This is a genomic window from Enterococcus sp. ZQ21, from assembly GCF_030053755.1.
Lineage (GTDB): Bacteria > Bacillota > Bacilli > Lactobacillales > Enterococcaceae > Enterococcus_B > Enterococcus_B lactis.
In genome coordinates, this window is record NZ_CP125658.1 from 2,559,933 (window position 1) to 2,575,000 (window position 15,068).

Sequence of the window (15,068 nt, forward strand, 5' to 3'; positions counted from 1 at the left end):
CGCGAAATTTGCTGAAAGAAAACGTTTGAAATATTACATGGGTTATTTATCGAAAATAGTTGACTTATAGGCTAAAAAGATTAGAATGTATAATGAATCACAAAGAAAAATTGTGGACTAAAAATGGAATGGTGGGGTATTAAAATGAAGAAAAAACGTTTTGTAACTGGATTTGCCGTGTTAGCATTTTCAGCTCTAGTGTTAGGCGCTTGCGGCGCAGATGACAACGGAAGTTCAAATTCTTCTTCTGAATCATCTACAGCACAATCTTCGACTGCAAAAAGCACAACAGAATCATCTGCAAAAGTTGTTGCTGGCGGAGACTTGCAAGACGGCACATATAAATTAGAAGAAAAAAATTATTCAAATGGTTACCGCGCAGTCTTTGAAATGGTTGTAAAAGACGGCAAAATCACTGAATCAAAATATGATAACGTCAATGAAAACGGCGAATCAAAAACAAAAGATGCAGAATACAACAAAAACATGGAAGCTAAATCTGGCACAAATCCAGAAAAATACATTCCTGAGTTGAATGACCAATTCTTAAAAGCACAAAGCGCAAGCGGTGTGGAAGTCGTAACTGGAGCTACTCACTCATCTGAAAGCTTCCAAAACTACGCACAACAATTGATCCAAGCTGCTCAAGCTGGTAACACAGATACAATCGAAATCGACAATGGTGCTGATTTGAAAGACGGCACTTACAAGCTAGAAGAAAAGAACTACTCTAACGGCTACCGTGTGCAATTCGAAATGACAGTTGCTGGCGGCAAAGTAACTGAATCAAACTTTGATTATATCGACAAAGACGGCAAATCAAAACAAGATGATACAGAATACAATGAAAACATGAAAGCCAAAAGCGGGACAGAACCAAAAACTTACATCCCTACTCTTAACGATGAATTCGTCAAAGCAATGGGTGAAGAAGACGGCTCACCAGCTGATGTAGAAGTTGTTACAGGTGCTACACACAGCTCACATTCATTCATCATGTATGCACAACAATTAGTGAATGCAGCTGAAAAAGGCGACACTCAAACAATCGAAGTAGATAATATCGTAACAGAAAAATAATCACATAATCATACGAATAAAAGTTGGAGGGTGGGATGATAGCCAGGTTAGGCAGTCGTCTCACCTTTCAAAATGAAGAGAGGAAAACAATGCGGAAAAAACTACTATTTTCCTTAATCACACTGAGCATCTCTTTTATGGTGCTAACTGGCTGCACTAACTCAACAAAAAATACAACCACTGAAAGTTCAGCATCTACCAAGATCTTAAAAGATCCGTACTCTGATGAACAGTTCTTGTTAGGGACTTACGTTCGTATCCGTGTGTATGATGAAGGCAAAGAATCAGCATTGAAACCTGCCTTTGATCGAGTAAAAGAACTTGGTGATAAAATCACGATCAATCAAAAAGGTTCCGAGATCGATGAAGTGAATGAACAAGCTGGTATCAAACCAGTAAAAGTTTCTGACGACGTCTACACGTTAGTCAAACGAGCCTATGAATACAGCCAAGATTCTCAAGGCGGATTCGATATGGCAATTGGTGCGATCACTCAATTATGGCGAATCGGTTTTGATGACGCCAGAAAACCTTCACAAGAAGAAATCGATCAGGCATTGAAATTAGTGGATTATCATAAGATCGAACTAAATGACAAAGAAAAAACGGTCTATCTAAAAGAAAAAGGGATGATCATCGACTTAGGTGCAATCGCCAAAGGCTACATTACGGACGAAGTAGTAAAAGTCTTGAAAAAACAAGGTGTGACTACTGCTATCGTTGACTTAGGTGGGAATGTCTATGTCTTAGGATACAGCCCAAGAGGCGAAAATCAAGACTGGACAGTTGGCATCCAAGATCCGAATATGGCTCGTGGCTCTGTTCTAGGTTCTATCAAAGAACGGAACAAAACGTTAGTTACTTCTGGAATTTACGAGCGCTATTTAGAAGTAGATGGCAAAAAATACCATCATTTGTTCGATCCAAAAACGGGTTACCCGTTCGACAACGATATCGCAAGTGTCACGATCATAACAGATAAATCGATCGATGGTGACGGTCTGTCTACAGCAGTCTTTTCAATGGGTGTGAAAAAAGGTCTGGAATATGTCGAAAGCGAATTGAACAATGGGACGGAAGCAATCTTCGTAACGAAAGATGATAAAGTATATGTGACCGATCCAATTAAAGACACTTTCAAATTATCTGAGGATTCCCATTACACGATGGGTGACCGTTCTGAATTAAAATAAGGAGCACGAACCATGACACTAAAAATCTTTTTAGAAGTAGTTGAAATACGAACAAAGGTGGCTAGTGTATTTCCTTTTGCGGTAGGGGTATTATTCTCTATCGCTTTTTTTCACGAGATACATTGGCTAAACACTTTTTTATTTTTTATTGGGATGCTAGTTTTTGATTTAGCGACTACCGCGATCAATAATTACATGGATTATGAAAAAGCTCATTCTGAAGTATATAAGTATGAAGAAAACGTCATTGGTCGCAGAAATCTATCCCCTGTATTGATCCGAAACATGATTTTAGCGATGATCGCATTTGTTTTTGTTATTGGCGTTATTTTAACGATCAATACGGGTTGGCTTTTGCTTTTGATGGGATTTATCTGTTGTTTTATCGGAGTATTCTATACATTCGGTCCAATTCCCTTGTCTCGAATGCCTTTAGGGGAAATCTTCAGCGGGGTGACTATGGGACTTGGGATTTTTGCCATGGTCGTTTATGTCAATACATTCGGTTCGGATGTCTATGATCTGACGATCAACTTTTCATCCGGGCAATTTGCTTTGGTAGGAAACCTTTGGGCTATAGCAGCAATTGTCTTAGCCTCTTTACCCCTGGTGTTTACGATTGCCAATATCATGTTAGCTAATAATTTGCGAGATCTTGACCGCGATATTGAAAATCATCGCTATACACTGGTTTTTTATATCGGACGCCCAGCAGGAACAGTCTTATTCCAGCTATTGATGTATGCTTGCTATTTTGTGATTTTGATGGGATTGTTGAGTGGTATCTATGAATGGCCGATCTTAGTCACCTTCTTGACTTTTCCAATTGTGAAGAAGCATTTAGATCAATTCAAGCAAACATTACCCCAACCTATCAGTTTCAGCTATTCCATCAAAAATATGGTCTTATTCAATGCTAGCTATGTATTGGGTTTATTACTAACGATCGTTGTACAAGCCATTTAACGACTTGAAGAGGTTGTGACAGAAGTAGTCAGCTTCAAGAAATAAGAAGGAGTTTACGAAAATTGCTTCTCAAATTTTTGTGAAATTTTGGCTTATTTCCGAAGAAGCTACTTCTGGAACACCGTTTATTCGAAAATAAGGGCTGTGACAAGACTTTTGTCACAGCCCCTTATTTTTTTTTGATTCGTATCAGCGAACTTGACGAGAATTTTCTTGAACTGATGGCTTTTGAGATATTAGCTTAGCGCTCTGGTTAATTCCTTTTAATTTAGCTGTTAAGGTTGCTTGTTCTTGGGTAAAATCGGTTCGTTTTTTAACTTATTTGTCTTGTCTGCATCCTTGGAAGCATCTGATATCCGATTGGCAATAGTCCCATATTGTCTATTGCTTTCCCTTGATGATGTAGATGAAATATTTGAAAGATTACTCTCTCTTTTGTTGGCTTTGCATTCTTTGTAACACTTGTATCCTGCGACTGGTAATAAAACAAGGGTTCTTGCCACGTAATACAATGCTTTGATCATTGAGGCCAATATTCTGAACGTAAAGGATAAAATACAAAATAAACCGATTAACTCTTTCATTTTCGTTCCTCCAGTGTTTTTGTTTTTATCTTAACGCTGAAAATTGTCTATACCACACCTACTTTTTCCGAAATAATAATTTATTGGCAACTCTTTTTTCAAGTAGAATGAAGAAACGTTTCCAAATTATGCCAGAAAGCATCCGTCGGTACTTTAGAAATTTTCAGAATGGCAGAAGATATGCGATTCAAATTCAAATTCACATCGGTCAATACTAGGTCATATTGGTTGATCAGTGTATAGTCTAAAGAAAAAACATCTTTTTCATAAATATCGACTTTCTTAAAAGAAGGGTACTTATTCAAAATCAAGTTCTTATATAAAATAGGAAGTCCCATTTCTTGTGAACTTAATAACAAAATAGACCGTTCTTTTAGTTTTGGCTCCACTCGATGCAGTAATTCATTCGAAGAGACAATCAGCTCCAACAGTAATTCTTTTAACAAAAGTTCATTTTTCCGTACAGAGGATAAGTTAGAGATGATCAATGCACTTTGATAAGCTTCCCATATCTGGACTTTTTTCTTCAGGATTTTCTTATAAAAGATATCTGCATAGCTGACTTTGAAAAAAGTCAATTCTTTATAAAAGGTAATAAAACTGGTGAAATGCAAAACCTTTTCAGTTGTGACCGTTTCATTGATATTGGAAAGATAATAGAAATGTTTAAGAAACAGTTCTACTCTTCTGAGCATATACTCATCTGTTTCAGCTGGATTGGTAAAAAGCAGACTGAGATATGGGCTCAAAATATTTTCTATATTTTCTCTACTGATCACAAATTTATAATTTTGATTGATAAGCGTGCAGAAGACGGTATCGCTCTTGATCGTTTCCATAATTGAGTCAACGACAGCTGGCCGATCTGCCAGTTCCTCTTTGGGAATCAGATGGTCGTTCCCGATTCGAATGATCGAAGTAAAAATATAATAGACTGTATAAATGATTTTAGAAGAGCTAGCATCCCGTCCTTGCTTGATCAAACAGCGTTTCAACATTTTATAAATCATTTCAAAATAAGGAAGATCTTTTTCTTTGCAGATTTCTTTGAACATACTTGAGAAAAATTTGCGAATATAGATTTCATCACCGATGATTTGTAGTCTAGTGGTTAAGATGATTTGTAGTCTGGTGGTTAAGATGATTTGTATATCTAATCTTTCTTTTGAAAAGTACGTATTTATTTTGGTAATGATTCTCCTGACACTTGTCTTACTCAAAAATAATTTAGCTGAAATCTCAGTTAAAGACGGTTCTGAAATCAGAATGTATTTTAAGACTTCTATATAGATAGAATTATTTAGGATCTTGATAAAAATATCATCTAAATTGAGGTTACTGGGTATTTTCAACGTTACTTCTTTATACTGATTGACCTCGATGTACGCAGGAAAACAAGAAGAATTAAAATTATCAATATCTGCAATAATTGTTTTATCCGTCACTTTTAGCTCTTCCGCAAGGTCGTTGATCTCAGCCATATCCATGCTTAACAAGCAGATCAGCATGATTTGTCTCTCTAGTTGTTTTTCCAAAAATCCTACCATTTTTTACTTCCCCTTTTCTCGTTTGCTATTAAATCTATCCTACAGTTATTTACGCTAGAATTTAGTATTATTTTTTTTCTATTTTGGAAAACCTGTTTCTTAAAAACTGTTTTTGTATGTTATAATTATTATTTTTGGATAAACAGTATAAATAACTATATCTAAGGGAGTATTTATCAAAAAAATAAAAGAAAACGATCTTTTATTTTCGGAAACAAAAAATCGAATGAAGAGCAACTCCCTTGAAATATCATTTTCAACCCTCGAAGATATAAATAAAAAAACAATTTTATATAAAATAATTAAAAGTATAGTTGGTTTAGTTTTCATTCAGTAGTTATATTTGCTATTTTAAATAACAATAATCTAAAGAACATAAGCATGATATTTCTATCTAAGCTTTTTATTTATGTTTTATTTTTTTACTGTAAATATAGAGAGTACAATAATGATTTATAAATACATAATTAAAAATAACAAAAATAAAAAACATCCAACTATTCATTTTATGGTTATTTAGTTATTTTAATTAACAAAAATATGAGGTCAAAGCATTCTGTTTTTGCTGTTTTTGCTGTTTATTCTGCCTGTTGCTTAAAATTGTTGAACAAACATACAAATGAATTAATTTTCTCTATAACGTGGGATAATGGTTAAGAACGACCGAAAAGAAAAGAAAGGAAGTGAAGGAGCGTTTTATCTATTATTTCTTAAAAAACGCAGATGGAAATATGACAGAAGATATAACTATGCTTGAAAAATTATCAGAAAGACAGTTAAGATTAGCCATGCTTTTGAGTATGGATTCATTTTATTTAGAAGACTTAGCGAAGAAAATTGCTGTAACAAAAAAAACACTCTTATCTGATATTGCCGCATTTAATTTTGTTCATTCTCCGGCATCTATTCATATCGACGAGCAACAGAAAGTTTCTTTGAGATTACCTTGTGAATATAATTTAGAAAGCATCACGAGTACTATCTTAAAACATTCAAGCCATATACAATTGTTGAAAATCATTTTGATGCAAGAACCTTGTATTGCTAAACTAGCTGATCAGTTATTTCTAAGTACAGCAAGTATTCGCAGAATCATTATGTTTCTGAATGAATCCTTTCAAAAGCGAGGATTTCTTTTTAGAATCCACACTACTCCATATGTACATATTCAAGGTGAGGAGAGACAAATACGTTTTTTTTACTGCAGTTTATTTGAGGAGATCTATACACCGGATCAACTTCCTCATTCCCAAATATTGTCTGCAGCTATCAAACGATACATGAAACTTTATCCTCCATTAAACAAACTATCTGGCCACAAACAGCTGTTTTTGATTTATTATTTTTTGATTTCTATTATCCGGATCGGAAAGAAACATAAATTATCCGATCAGTTGAAAAGCCAACCTCTCGAAATGGATATTGATTTATTTTTTGAGCGAACGAAAAATAACATTACATTTTGCTCCGTTATGGAGAAAAATTATCATTTCTATTTAACTAAAGAAACAGCTAGTGAACTTTTGCGTCCAATCAGCCAAATGATCCATTTTGCTTCTGTAAAGGCGCCAGCTCATGAAATCAAAAAATTAAGAAACTTGTCACAAAATTTCTATCGTTCTTTATCTACTGATACAATGTTATCTGATCAGCAATTAAATTACTTGTATCATTTGATTTCTTTCAAGAAGGAGTTTTTACCTTTTCTAACCAATTCCTTTAAACAATTCTTTGTGATCGTCTTGAAATCGGATCCACTCATTCTTTCTTTTTATGAACAAGCATTGGTGGAAGAAAATTATTCGTTTATTCTAACCAATCGTCTATTATATGAAGAATTGCTGGAAGAACTGGTTTTGCTGTCTCCAGCTCTTATTGATCGAATCATTCCAAAAAAAAAGACATATACAGTCATGATCCTTTCTTCTCAAGAACCGAAAGTTTGTTTCTTATATAAGGAATTGTTAACTAAAAAATTTCCTGAGATAAAAGAAATAAAAGAATATCAGGATAGCTTTTTTGATTTGAACTATCGGTTGATCAATCAATATGATTTGGTTTTGACTGACTTTCCTTTAGATAGGAACCAGCTGAATACGAAGATGATCAAAATATCCAACTTCCCTACTTATTCGTTTTGGGAAAATATCGAAGCAATCTTACATAAATAGTTAAAAAACAAAAAACCAGAAAATCAGTATACTGATTTTCTGGTTTTACATTGATTTATTCAATAAAAAGCTGCTGGAACTGCTAGTATTAAATTATCGCATCGTTACGAATTCTTCCGCCCCTGTTGGATGGATGGCTACTGTATTATCAAAGTCTTCTTTTGTTGCGCCCATCTTGATAGCCACAGCAAAACCTTGTAGCATTTCATCGACACCTACACCAATAGCATGCAAGCCGACAATTTTTTCTTCTTTTCCGACGCAAATCAATTTCATTTCGCATTTTTGGCGATAATCATTCAAAGCAAAGTACATTGGAGTAAAGCGTGAACGATAAACTTTCAATTCATTTTCGCCATATTTTTCCAATGCTTCTTCTTCTGTCAAACCAATCGTTGCAATTGGTGGATGCGTAAAGACAACTGTCGGAACAAGATTATAGTCCAGATAAGAATCTTTCTTCCCATTAAACAAACGTTCCGACAAACGTCGGCCAGCTGCGATTGCAACAGGAGTCAAGTCTAATTTACCGATCACATCACCAACTGCAAAAATATGTTCATCCGTTGTGTTTTGGTATTTATCTACTTTAATAAATCCTTTTTCGTCCAATTCGACATTTGTATTTTCCAGACCTAAATTTTCAGTATTCGGTACACGCCCGCCTGCAAAAAGGACACAATCGCCAGTTAAGGTTTCGCCATTTTCAAATAACACCGTGTATTCGTCATCATTTTTAGTGATTTCTTTAGCAATATGATGTGCGTAAGTCTTGATCCCAGCTTCTTGGTACATTTGGATCAGATTGTCCGAAAGCATGTTATCAAACGTTCTAAGTGGACGTTCTTTTCGGTATGCCCACATGACTTCACTACCTAAACCACGAAATACACCTGAAAGTTCAGCTGCGATGTATCCAGCACCTAAAACAATTGCTCTCTTAGGTAATTCCTTTAATTCAAAAAATCCATTTGAATCAATGGCGTACTCACCACCAGGAATGCTCATCTTGCTTGCACGGCCTCCAGTTGCAATCAAGATTTTAGGCGCATGATAAGTTTCACCGTTTACTTCGATCGTTTGACTATCGATAAAAGTAGCATATCCTTTTATAGCCTCGACATGATTGCTATCTAATCCTCTTTGGTAAGCACCGTGTAGAAAATCAATATATTTTTCTCGTCTTTCTACTAGACCGGCGAAATCGACACTTTTTAAATCTGCTTGGATGCCGTAACTTGGAGCATCACGTTCAATTGTTTCCAAAATCGTACTTGCTTGCCACATGACTTTTTTAGGTACACAACCGACATTGACACAGGTTCCGCCTAATTCATTTGCTTCAATCAGCAAAACTTTTGCGCCATGCATCCCTGCTCTGTTTGCTGAAGCAATACCGCCAGAGCCGCCACCAATTACGATGTAATCATATATTTGCATTTTGTTCCTCCTTATTGAAGAGATCAATCAAAACCTTTATTTAACGATCCTTTTTCTACAGAAAACAAGTGTAACACTTTTCTTGGATTTTGTATGCGAAGATGCTTGAAACAAGGATGTATCAGCTTTTTCTTTATTTACGTTTCCGGATCATATCTCCAGGTTTCACTGGTTGTGCGACTGGCATGGTCAAAACCATCATTGGATTTGGTGCTCGGTCAATGGATTCCCCTTCTTCATTATGCATGATTTCGACTGTTTGACTGAAATGACTGAACCCTGGACCATAAAATTCGATTTCATCCCCTACAGAGAATAAGTTTCTCTGACGTATCGTAGCAATCTGTGTTGCCTCATCATAAGATAATACTTCACCGACAAATTTATATACTGGGATTTTACGACGTTCACCAAATAATTGCTCGTTTTCAGTTGGTGTATTGTAATAAAAGCCTGTAGCTAACTCTCGTTGTGCCACTTTCCATAACTCGTCGATCCATTCTTGTTTGCAGACATAGTTTTCAGGATCTTCCATATAGCTGTCTACAGCTGCTTTATAGACGTTTGACACTGTAGATACATAATGGATCGATTTCATTCTTCCTTCGATCTTGAAGCTGTCTACGCCGTTTTCAATCAATTCTGGAATATGCTCGATCATGGACATATCAACTGCACTCATCGAGAATTCTTCTTCAATTTCTCCTGTATCAGTCAAACTATTTCGTTCTTGACCAAAAGGCATATCGAACAATCCATATTTCCAACGACAAGATTGAGAGCATCCGCCACGATTCGCATCCCGCATTGACATATGGTTGGACAATGTGCAGCGACCAGAATAAGAGATACACATGGCTCCATGAATAAATGCTTCGATTTCGATATCCGTATTTTTACGGATCTCTGCCACTTCCTCCATTGAAACTTCACGAGCTAAAACGACACGTTCCAACCCTTCCTCTTTCCAGAATTCCAATGTCTCAAAATTGGTTGCTGAAGCTTGAGTGGATAAATGGATCGGCAGACCTGGAGCTTCTGTCGCGCAAATTTCGATCAAAGCTGGATCAGAAACGATCACTGCAGAAATACCGACATCGCGCAGACTGCGGAAAAATTCCCCAGCGCCTTCTTCATTTCCTTCATGGGTGACCATATTAGCAGCCACGTACACTTTTGCATCGTGTTCTTTTGCAAAAGCAACCCCTTCAGCCATTTCTTCATAAGTAAAATTGCCTGCACGGCTTCTTAAACCATACGCATTTCCGCCAATATATACTGCATCTGCTCCATAATGGATCGCTGTTTTTAACTTTTCCAGTGTTCCTGCTGGCGCTAAGACTTCTGGACGTTTCAATTTTCTTTTTACTGTCATTTCATTCATCATACTCCTTATTTGATAGCAGAAGGATCAATATAAAAGAATCCTGTATCTAATTCACGGTTTTCAGGATGTAATTTGTTGATTTCGCTCGTCAATTTTTCTGCTTTTGCTTGATCCCAGCTACCTTCTAAAATTTGTTTTTTTGCTTCGGCGAATAGTTGAGTGATATTCACGAAATTTTCGCCTGGAGTAAATAACCCGTCCAATTTCCATGTACGGTAATGATGCTGATAAAGTTCATTCAATTCATTCGAGAGATTTAGATCATTACTGGCAAAAATATGTGTGCCATGACTATCTTCATAAATAGAATAATGTGTCTCTTCTTTTTTAGGTTCCGAGATAAAAAGACCTCTTTCACGATCTTTTTGTTCGTCTTGCTTCGTATAGTTATAGTAATTCTGTAGCAGTGGACGTTTGGATTGATGGATGCATGTAGCACCATACACAAGGATTTCTACAGGGATGTCGAGTTTTTCTTCCATCGCCTTCATCTCTTCAAAAGGAACTTCACGAGCAAGTATTGCGCCAACTGCGCCTTTTTTCGCCCAAAAATTGATTTGACGTGCACTCGTTACTAATGTTTCAGCATCATAAATATACGGTATACGCAATTCAGGATTTTTTTTCATCGTATAAATGATACCTGTATCACCAACTGTGATCACATCTACGTTTATTTCTTTTAAAAAAGCCAAATATTCAGGTACATTTTTCATTTTTTCAGGATGAATGATCCCATTTACAGCAATATTTGCTTTTTTACCATGCTTGTGTGCTAATTCTACTAATTGTCGCTGTTCTTCTCGTGTAAATGAAGCAGGCAGACGCAATCCAAATTGCTCTTCACCGAAATATAGTGTGTCTGCACCTGCAGCAAGCAACTGTTCTGCTTGTTTGATAGTCTCTACTGTGGTTATGAGTTCGATCATAATTTCCTCCTCCTACAACTTCATAATAGTAGCATAGCTCTAAAAACTTTCCAATACTTCTTCTATTTAAAGTCGGATTTTTGAAAATTATTTCACAAAAAGTCAAAATAAAGTTCGATATATTCTGTCCAAATATAAAAAGAGATTGTGACAAAAAACTTGTCACAACCTCTTAATCAAGTCTTACTATTATAAAAATTCAGCTACATAGACCAAGTACCTATAGGGAACCTACTGTTTCCTTTTTAGGTCCGCGAACATTCAATGTGATCTTTCCTTTTGAAGCACCTACTGTTACGTGGTCACCTAAACGAATCTCTCCGCCAAGCAACGCCTCGCTCAATCGATCTTCAATTTCTTTTTGAAGTGCGCGACGGATTGGACGTGCACCATATTCAGGATCAAATCCGGCTTTCCCGATCACATCGATTGCAGATGGGGTGATTTTCACTTGAATATCTTGTTCTTTCAATCGCTTGATAATCGCTTTACTCATGATTTGGACGATTGTATGGATTTCATCTTTACTCAATGAATGGAAGACGACAGTCTCATCAATTCGATTCAAGAATTCAGGTCGGAAAGCTTTCTTTAACTCTTCTAAGATACGTTTTTGCATGGCTTTGTGATCTTTCGTGACATCTTGGACATTAAATCCGACATTTTTTTCTTCTCGGATTTGTGTCGCTCCGATATTTGAAGTCATAATCATGATCGTATTTCTAAAGTCCACTTTTCTACCTTTAGAATCTGTTAAATGACCATCATCCAATACTTGCAGAAGTAAATTGAAAACATCTGGATGTGCTTTCTCCACTTCGTCTAAGAGAATCACTGAATATGGTTTTTGACGAATTTTTTCTGTCAACTGTCCACCTTCATCATACCCTACGTATCCTGGAGGAGATCCGATTAATCGGCTTGTACTGTATTTTTCCATAAATTCTGACATATCAACACGGATCAGGGCATCTTCGCTTCCAAACATGACTTCTGAAAGTGCTTTGGCCAATTCTGTTTTTCCGACACCAGTTGGTCCAAGGAACATAAATGACCCAATTGGACGGTCAGGATCTTTCAAGCCGCTTCGTGCACGACGGATGGCGCGTGAAACTGCTTTGACAGCCTCATCTTGACCAACCACACGTTCATGCAGGAGACCTTCCAATTCTAACAAACGTTCACTTTCTTTTTTCTCCAACTGCTGTAGAGGGACACCAGTCCACTCCGATACAACTGTAGCAACATCTTCTTCTGTTACACGATCAGCATATCCTTGTTCCTGTTTTGCTTCGATTGCAGAAACTTTTTGTAGCTTTTTACGTAGTGCTTTTTCTTGTCTACGTAATTGCGCAGCATTTTCAAAGTCTTGTTTTTGGATTGCTGCTTCTTTTTCTTGTACTAATTCATCAATTTCTAATTTGATTACAGTTGATTTTGTTAAGTGATCGGTTTGATCCAAACGGACTTTCGCTGCTGATTCATCAATCAAATCAATCGCTTTATCAGGTAGTTTACGAGAAGTGATATAACGAACAGAAAGATTCACTGCTGCCCGCACAGCTTCATCTGTAATCTCTACCCCGTGGTGCTCTTCATATCTTGAACGTAATCCTTGAAGAATCTCTTCCGCTTCTTCAGGAGTTGGTTCATCTACTTGAATTCGTGCAAAACGTCGCTCTAATGCAGAATCTTTTTCGATATATTTTTGATATTCATCTAGGGTCGTTGCTCCGATCGTTTGTAATTCTCCTCGAGCTAACGCCGGTTTCAAGATATTCGAAGCATCAATTGCTCCTTCTGCTCCACCTGCACCAATCAAGGTATGCAATTCATCAATGAATAAGATTACTTGACCATCATTATAGATTTCGTCGATGACTTTTTTCATTCGATCTTCAAATTCACCGCGATATTTCGTACCAGCAACCAAAGATCCCATATCAAGCATCATCAGGCGCTTTTCTTGCATGTCTTCTGGTACTTCTCCTAAAATGATTTTTTGTGCTAGTCCTTCAGCAATGGCTGTTTTACCTACACCAGGTTCGCCCACCAGTACAGGGTTGTTCTTTGTCCGTCGGCTAAGAATCTGAATAAGCCGTTTCACTTCTCTAGAACGACCAACAACTGGGTCCAACTTGTTTTCTTTTGCTAATTTCGTCAAATCACGTGCTAATGAATCCAGTGTAGGTGTTCCTTGCGGTGTTTGCCGTTTATCTTGTATATTTCTACGACGATTCATTCCCTTTCCACCCGAATCACCAGCTAGTCCCATTTTGTGTTTCAGAACTTGTCGGGCTTTTGAAAGGCTGATACCTAAGTTGATCATGATTCGAGTAGCCATGATACTTTCATCTTTTAATAAGCTCATCAAAATATGTTCTGTTCCAACTTTTTGAGAACTCGTTTTCTTTACTTCGCTGCTAGCTAAAGCAAAAACTTGTTTCATTCTTGGAGAATATGGAAGAAAGACTCCTTTAGGGTAAGAACGGATACCGCCATAACCAATCAGATGTTCAATTTCTTCATAAATTTCTGTCTCATTCAAATCCATTTCACGTAATACTTTTCCAGCAATTCCATTTTGTTCAACTACTAATGCTAGTAAAACATGCTCTGAACTAACTGATTGATGTTTTAATCGTTTTGCTTCTTCTTGTGCAATTTCTAATACCGCTTGGGCTCTTTCAGTAAAAAGTTCTTCCATCTAATCTCACTTCCCATCTTCATAACTTAAACGTTCCAGAAATGCTCGGAGAATCCGAGCACGTGTATGATCTTCAAATTCATTGAAATTCAATGTGTTTTTTGCAATTGCACTTAACATCAAGTTTCCTTCTTTTTTTGTAATTATTTGGTCTTCATAAAGTTTTTGAATAATAGCAAAAGCATTTTTCTCACTGATTGTATCATCAAACAACTGATTTATCTGCTCAAGTAACTGTTTTTTATCTGAAATTCTTACTTTCGCAATTCGTATATAACCGCCACCCCCGCGTTTGCTCTCTACTAAATAACCGCGTTGGATGGTAAAACGGGTATTAATCACATAGTTGATTTGTGAAGGAACACAGTTAAAGAGGTCTGCCATTTCAATCCTTCGAATCTCGATCATTTCACTATTTTCCAGAATTTTCTTTATATATGATTCAATTAAATCCGAGGTATTCTGATGTGCCATCTTATTCATTCCCTTTGACTAATATTGACCTTAATTATAACGAATTTGGTAATAGAAAGAAAGAAGAACGCTTTTTGTTAAATAAATCCTTTAGAATCAACAAAAAAAAATACGGAATATACTATTCCGTATCGACGCGCCCAAGAGGAGTCGAACCCCTAACCTTTTGATCCGTAGTCAAACACTCTATCCAGTTGAGCTATGGGCGCATATTCAATTTAAAAAAATTATAAATCATTTGAAAACAAAAAGCAAGATAAAAAAAAATCGGGAAGACAGGATTCGAACCTGCGACCCCTTGGTCCCAAACCAAGTGCTCTACCAAGCTGAGCTACTTCCCGTTTAAAAAATAAAAAAGACTACGCGCCCAAGAGGAGTCGAACCCCTAACCTTTTGATCCGTAGTCAAACACTCTATCCAGTTGAGCTATGGGCGCATATTTAAAATGCCGAGGACCGGAATCGAACCGGTACGGTGATCACTCACCGCAGGATTTTAAGTCCTGTGCGTCTGCCAGTTCCGCCACCCCGGCGCGATTGCTTTGGCAAAGCGGAAAACGGGGTTCGAACCCGCGACCCCCACCTTGGCAA

At 36.8% G+C, this 15,068-nt stretch carries 11 protein-coding genes and 5 tRNA genes (1 of these 16 only partly in view); 4 read left to right on the plus strand and 12 right to left on the minus strand.

Features of this window, described 5'->3' with window-relative positions; genetic code table 11:
• The first annotated feature begins 144 nt into the window (after positions 1-144).
• From pplA to menA, 3 genes are all read left to right on the plus strand, one after another.
• Positions 145-1,080: an extracellular electron transfer flavoprotein PplA gene (gene pplA, locus QK255_RS12355; RefSeq protein ID WP_002307821.1), complete on the plus strand. Its 936-nt coding sequence runs from the start codon at positions 145-147 to the stop codon at positions 1,078-1,080.
• 89 nt (positions 1,081-1,169) lie between these two features.
• Entirely contained in the window at positions 1,170-2,273 is a 1,104-nt protein-coding gene (locus tag QK255_RS12360) for an FAD:protein FMN transferase (RefSeq protein WP_002329785.1), read from the plus strand.
• 12 nt (positions 2,274-2,285) lie between these two features.
• On the plus strand, positions 2,286-3,239 hold the full coding sequence (gene menA / locus QK255_RS12365; RefSeq protein WP_002329784.1) for a 1,4-dihydroxy-2-naphthoate polyprenyltransferase: 954 nt from the start codon (positions 2,286-2,288) through the stop codon (positions 3,237-3,239).
• 275 nt (positions 3,240-3,514) lie between these two features.
• On the opposite strand, the gene QK255_RS12370 is transcribed toward menA, so the two are convergent.
• Together QK255_RS12370 and QK255_RS12375 are read right to left on the minus strand one after the other, a co-directional pair.
• Positions 3,515-3,823 carry a hypothetical protein gene (locus QK255_RS12370; RefSeq protein WP_002329783.1) on the minus strand — a complete coding sequence of 103 codons (309 nt, stop codon included), beginning with the start codon at positions 3,821-3,823 and terminating at the stop codon, positions 3,515-3,517.
• A 98-nt stretch (positions 3,824-3,921) separates the two neighbouring features.
• Positions 3,922-5,370 (minus strand): helix-turn-helix domain-containing protein, encoded by a 1,449-nt coding sequence (locus QK255_RS12375; RefSeq protein ID WP_002342321.1) that lies wholly within the window; start codon positions 5,368-5,370, stop codon positions 3,922-3,924.
• Between the two features lie 731 nt (positions 5,371-6,101).
• Between QK255_RS12375 and QK255_RS12380 the strand changes: the two genes are divergently transcribed.
• Entirely contained in the window at positions 6,102-7,541 is a 1,440-nt protein-coding gene (locus QK255_RS12380; protein WP_033607411.1) for an AcpB/EbpR/MafR family transcriptional regulator, read from the plus strand.
• A gap of 93 nt (positions 7,542-7,634) precedes the next feature.
• On the opposite strand, the gene gor is transcribed toward QK255_RS12380, so the two are convergent.
• The 10 genes from gor to QK255_RS12430 all read right to left on the minus strand — a co-directional run.
• Entirely contained in the window at positions 7,635-8,981 is a 1,347-nt protein-coding gene (gor, locus tag QK255_RS12385) for a glutathione-disulfide reductase (protein WP_002329780.1), read from the minus strand.
• Positions 8,982-9,114: 133 nt separating this feature from the next.
• A complete protein-coding gene (locus tag QK255_RS12390) occupies positions 9,115-10,368 on the minus strand; it encodes a peptidase U32 family protein (RefSeq protein WP_016629233.1) in 1,254 nt (417 codons plus the stop codon).
• Between the two features lie 5 nt (positions 10,369-10,373).
• The gene (locus tag QK255_RS12395; RefSeq protein WP_002315795.1) at positions 10,374-11,297 is read right to left on the minus strand and encodes a peptidase U32 family protein; all 924 of its coding nucleotides are present in this window, start codon (positions 11,295-11,297) and stop codon (positions 10,374-10,376) included.
• 220 nt (positions 11,298-11,517) lie between these two features.
• On the minus strand, positions 11,518-14,004 hold the full coding sequence (locus QK255_RS12400) for an ATP-dependent Clp protease ATP-binding subunit (RefSeq protein WP_002336607.1): 2,487 nt from the start codon (positions 14,002-14,004) through the stop codon (positions 11,518-11,520).
• A gap of 6 nt (positions 14,005-14,010) precedes the next feature.
• Complete coding sequence (locus QK255_RS12405) at positions 14,011-14,478, minus strand: CtsR family transcriptional regulator (RefSeq protein WP_002310600.1); 468 nt, start codon at positions 14,476-14,478, stop codon at positions 14,011-14,013.
• Between the two features lie 135 nt (positions 14,479-14,613).
• Positions 14,614-14,687 (minus strand) — tRNA-Arg (locus QK255_RS12410).
• A gap of 58 nt (positions 14,688-14,745) precedes the next feature.
• A tRNA-Pro gene (locus QK255_RS12415) sits at positions 14,746-14,819 on the minus strand.
• Positions 14,820-14,840: 21 nt separating this feature from the next.
• Positions 14,841-14,914 (minus strand) — tRNA-Arg (locus QK255_RS12420).
• Positions 14,915-14,924: 10 nt separating this feature from the next.
• Positions 14,925-15,010, minus strand: a tRNA-Leu gene (locus tag QK255_RS12425).
• Between the two features lie 16 nt (positions 15,011-15,026).
• Positions 15,027-15,068: transfer RNA gene (locus QK255_RS12430), tRNA-Gly, on the minus strand; it runs 30 nt beyond the window's last position.

Coding starts and splice junctions, on each gene's coding strand:
- pplA (WP_002307821.1), top strand. CDS start 145: ATGAAGAAAAAACGTTTTGTAACTGGATTTGCCGTGTTAGCATTTTCA.
- QK255_RS12360 (WP_002329785.1), top strand. CDS start 1,170: ATGCGGAAAAAACTACTATTTTCCTTAATCACACTGAGCATCTCTTTT.
- menA (WP_002329784.1), top strand. CDS start 2,286: ATGACACTAAAAATCTTTTTAGAAGTAGTTGAAATACGAACAAAGGTG.
- QK255_RS12370 (WP_002329783.1), bottom strand. CDS start 3,823: ATGAAAGAGTTAATCGGTTTATTTTGTATTTTATCCTTTACGTTCAGA.
- QK255_RS12375 (WP_002342321.1), bottom strand. CDS start 5,370: ATGGTAGGATTTTTGGAAAAACAACTAGAGAGACAAATCATGCTGATC.
- QK255_RS12380 (WP_033607411.1), top strand. CDS start 6,102: ATGACAGAAGATATAACTATGCTTGAAAAATTATCAGAAAGACAGTTA.
- gor (WP_002329780.1), bottom strand. CDS start 8,981: ATGCAAATATATGATTACATCGTAATTGGTGGCGGCTCTGGCGGTATT.
- QK255_RS12390 (WP_016629233.1), bottom strand. CDS start 10,368: ATGATGAATGAAATGACAGTAAAAAGAAAATTGAAACGTCCAGAAGTC.
- QK255_RS12395 (WP_002315795.1), bottom strand. CDS start 11,297: ATGATCGAACTCATAACCACAGTAGAGACTATCAAACAAGCAGAACAG.
- QK255_RS12400 (WP_002336607.1), bottom strand. CDS start 14,004: ATGGAAGAACTTTTTACTGAAAGAGCCCAAGCGGTATTAGAAATTGCA.
- QK255_RS12405 (WP_002310600.1), bottom strand. CDS start 14,478: ATGGCACATCAGAATACCTCGGATTTAATTGAATCATATATAAAGAAA.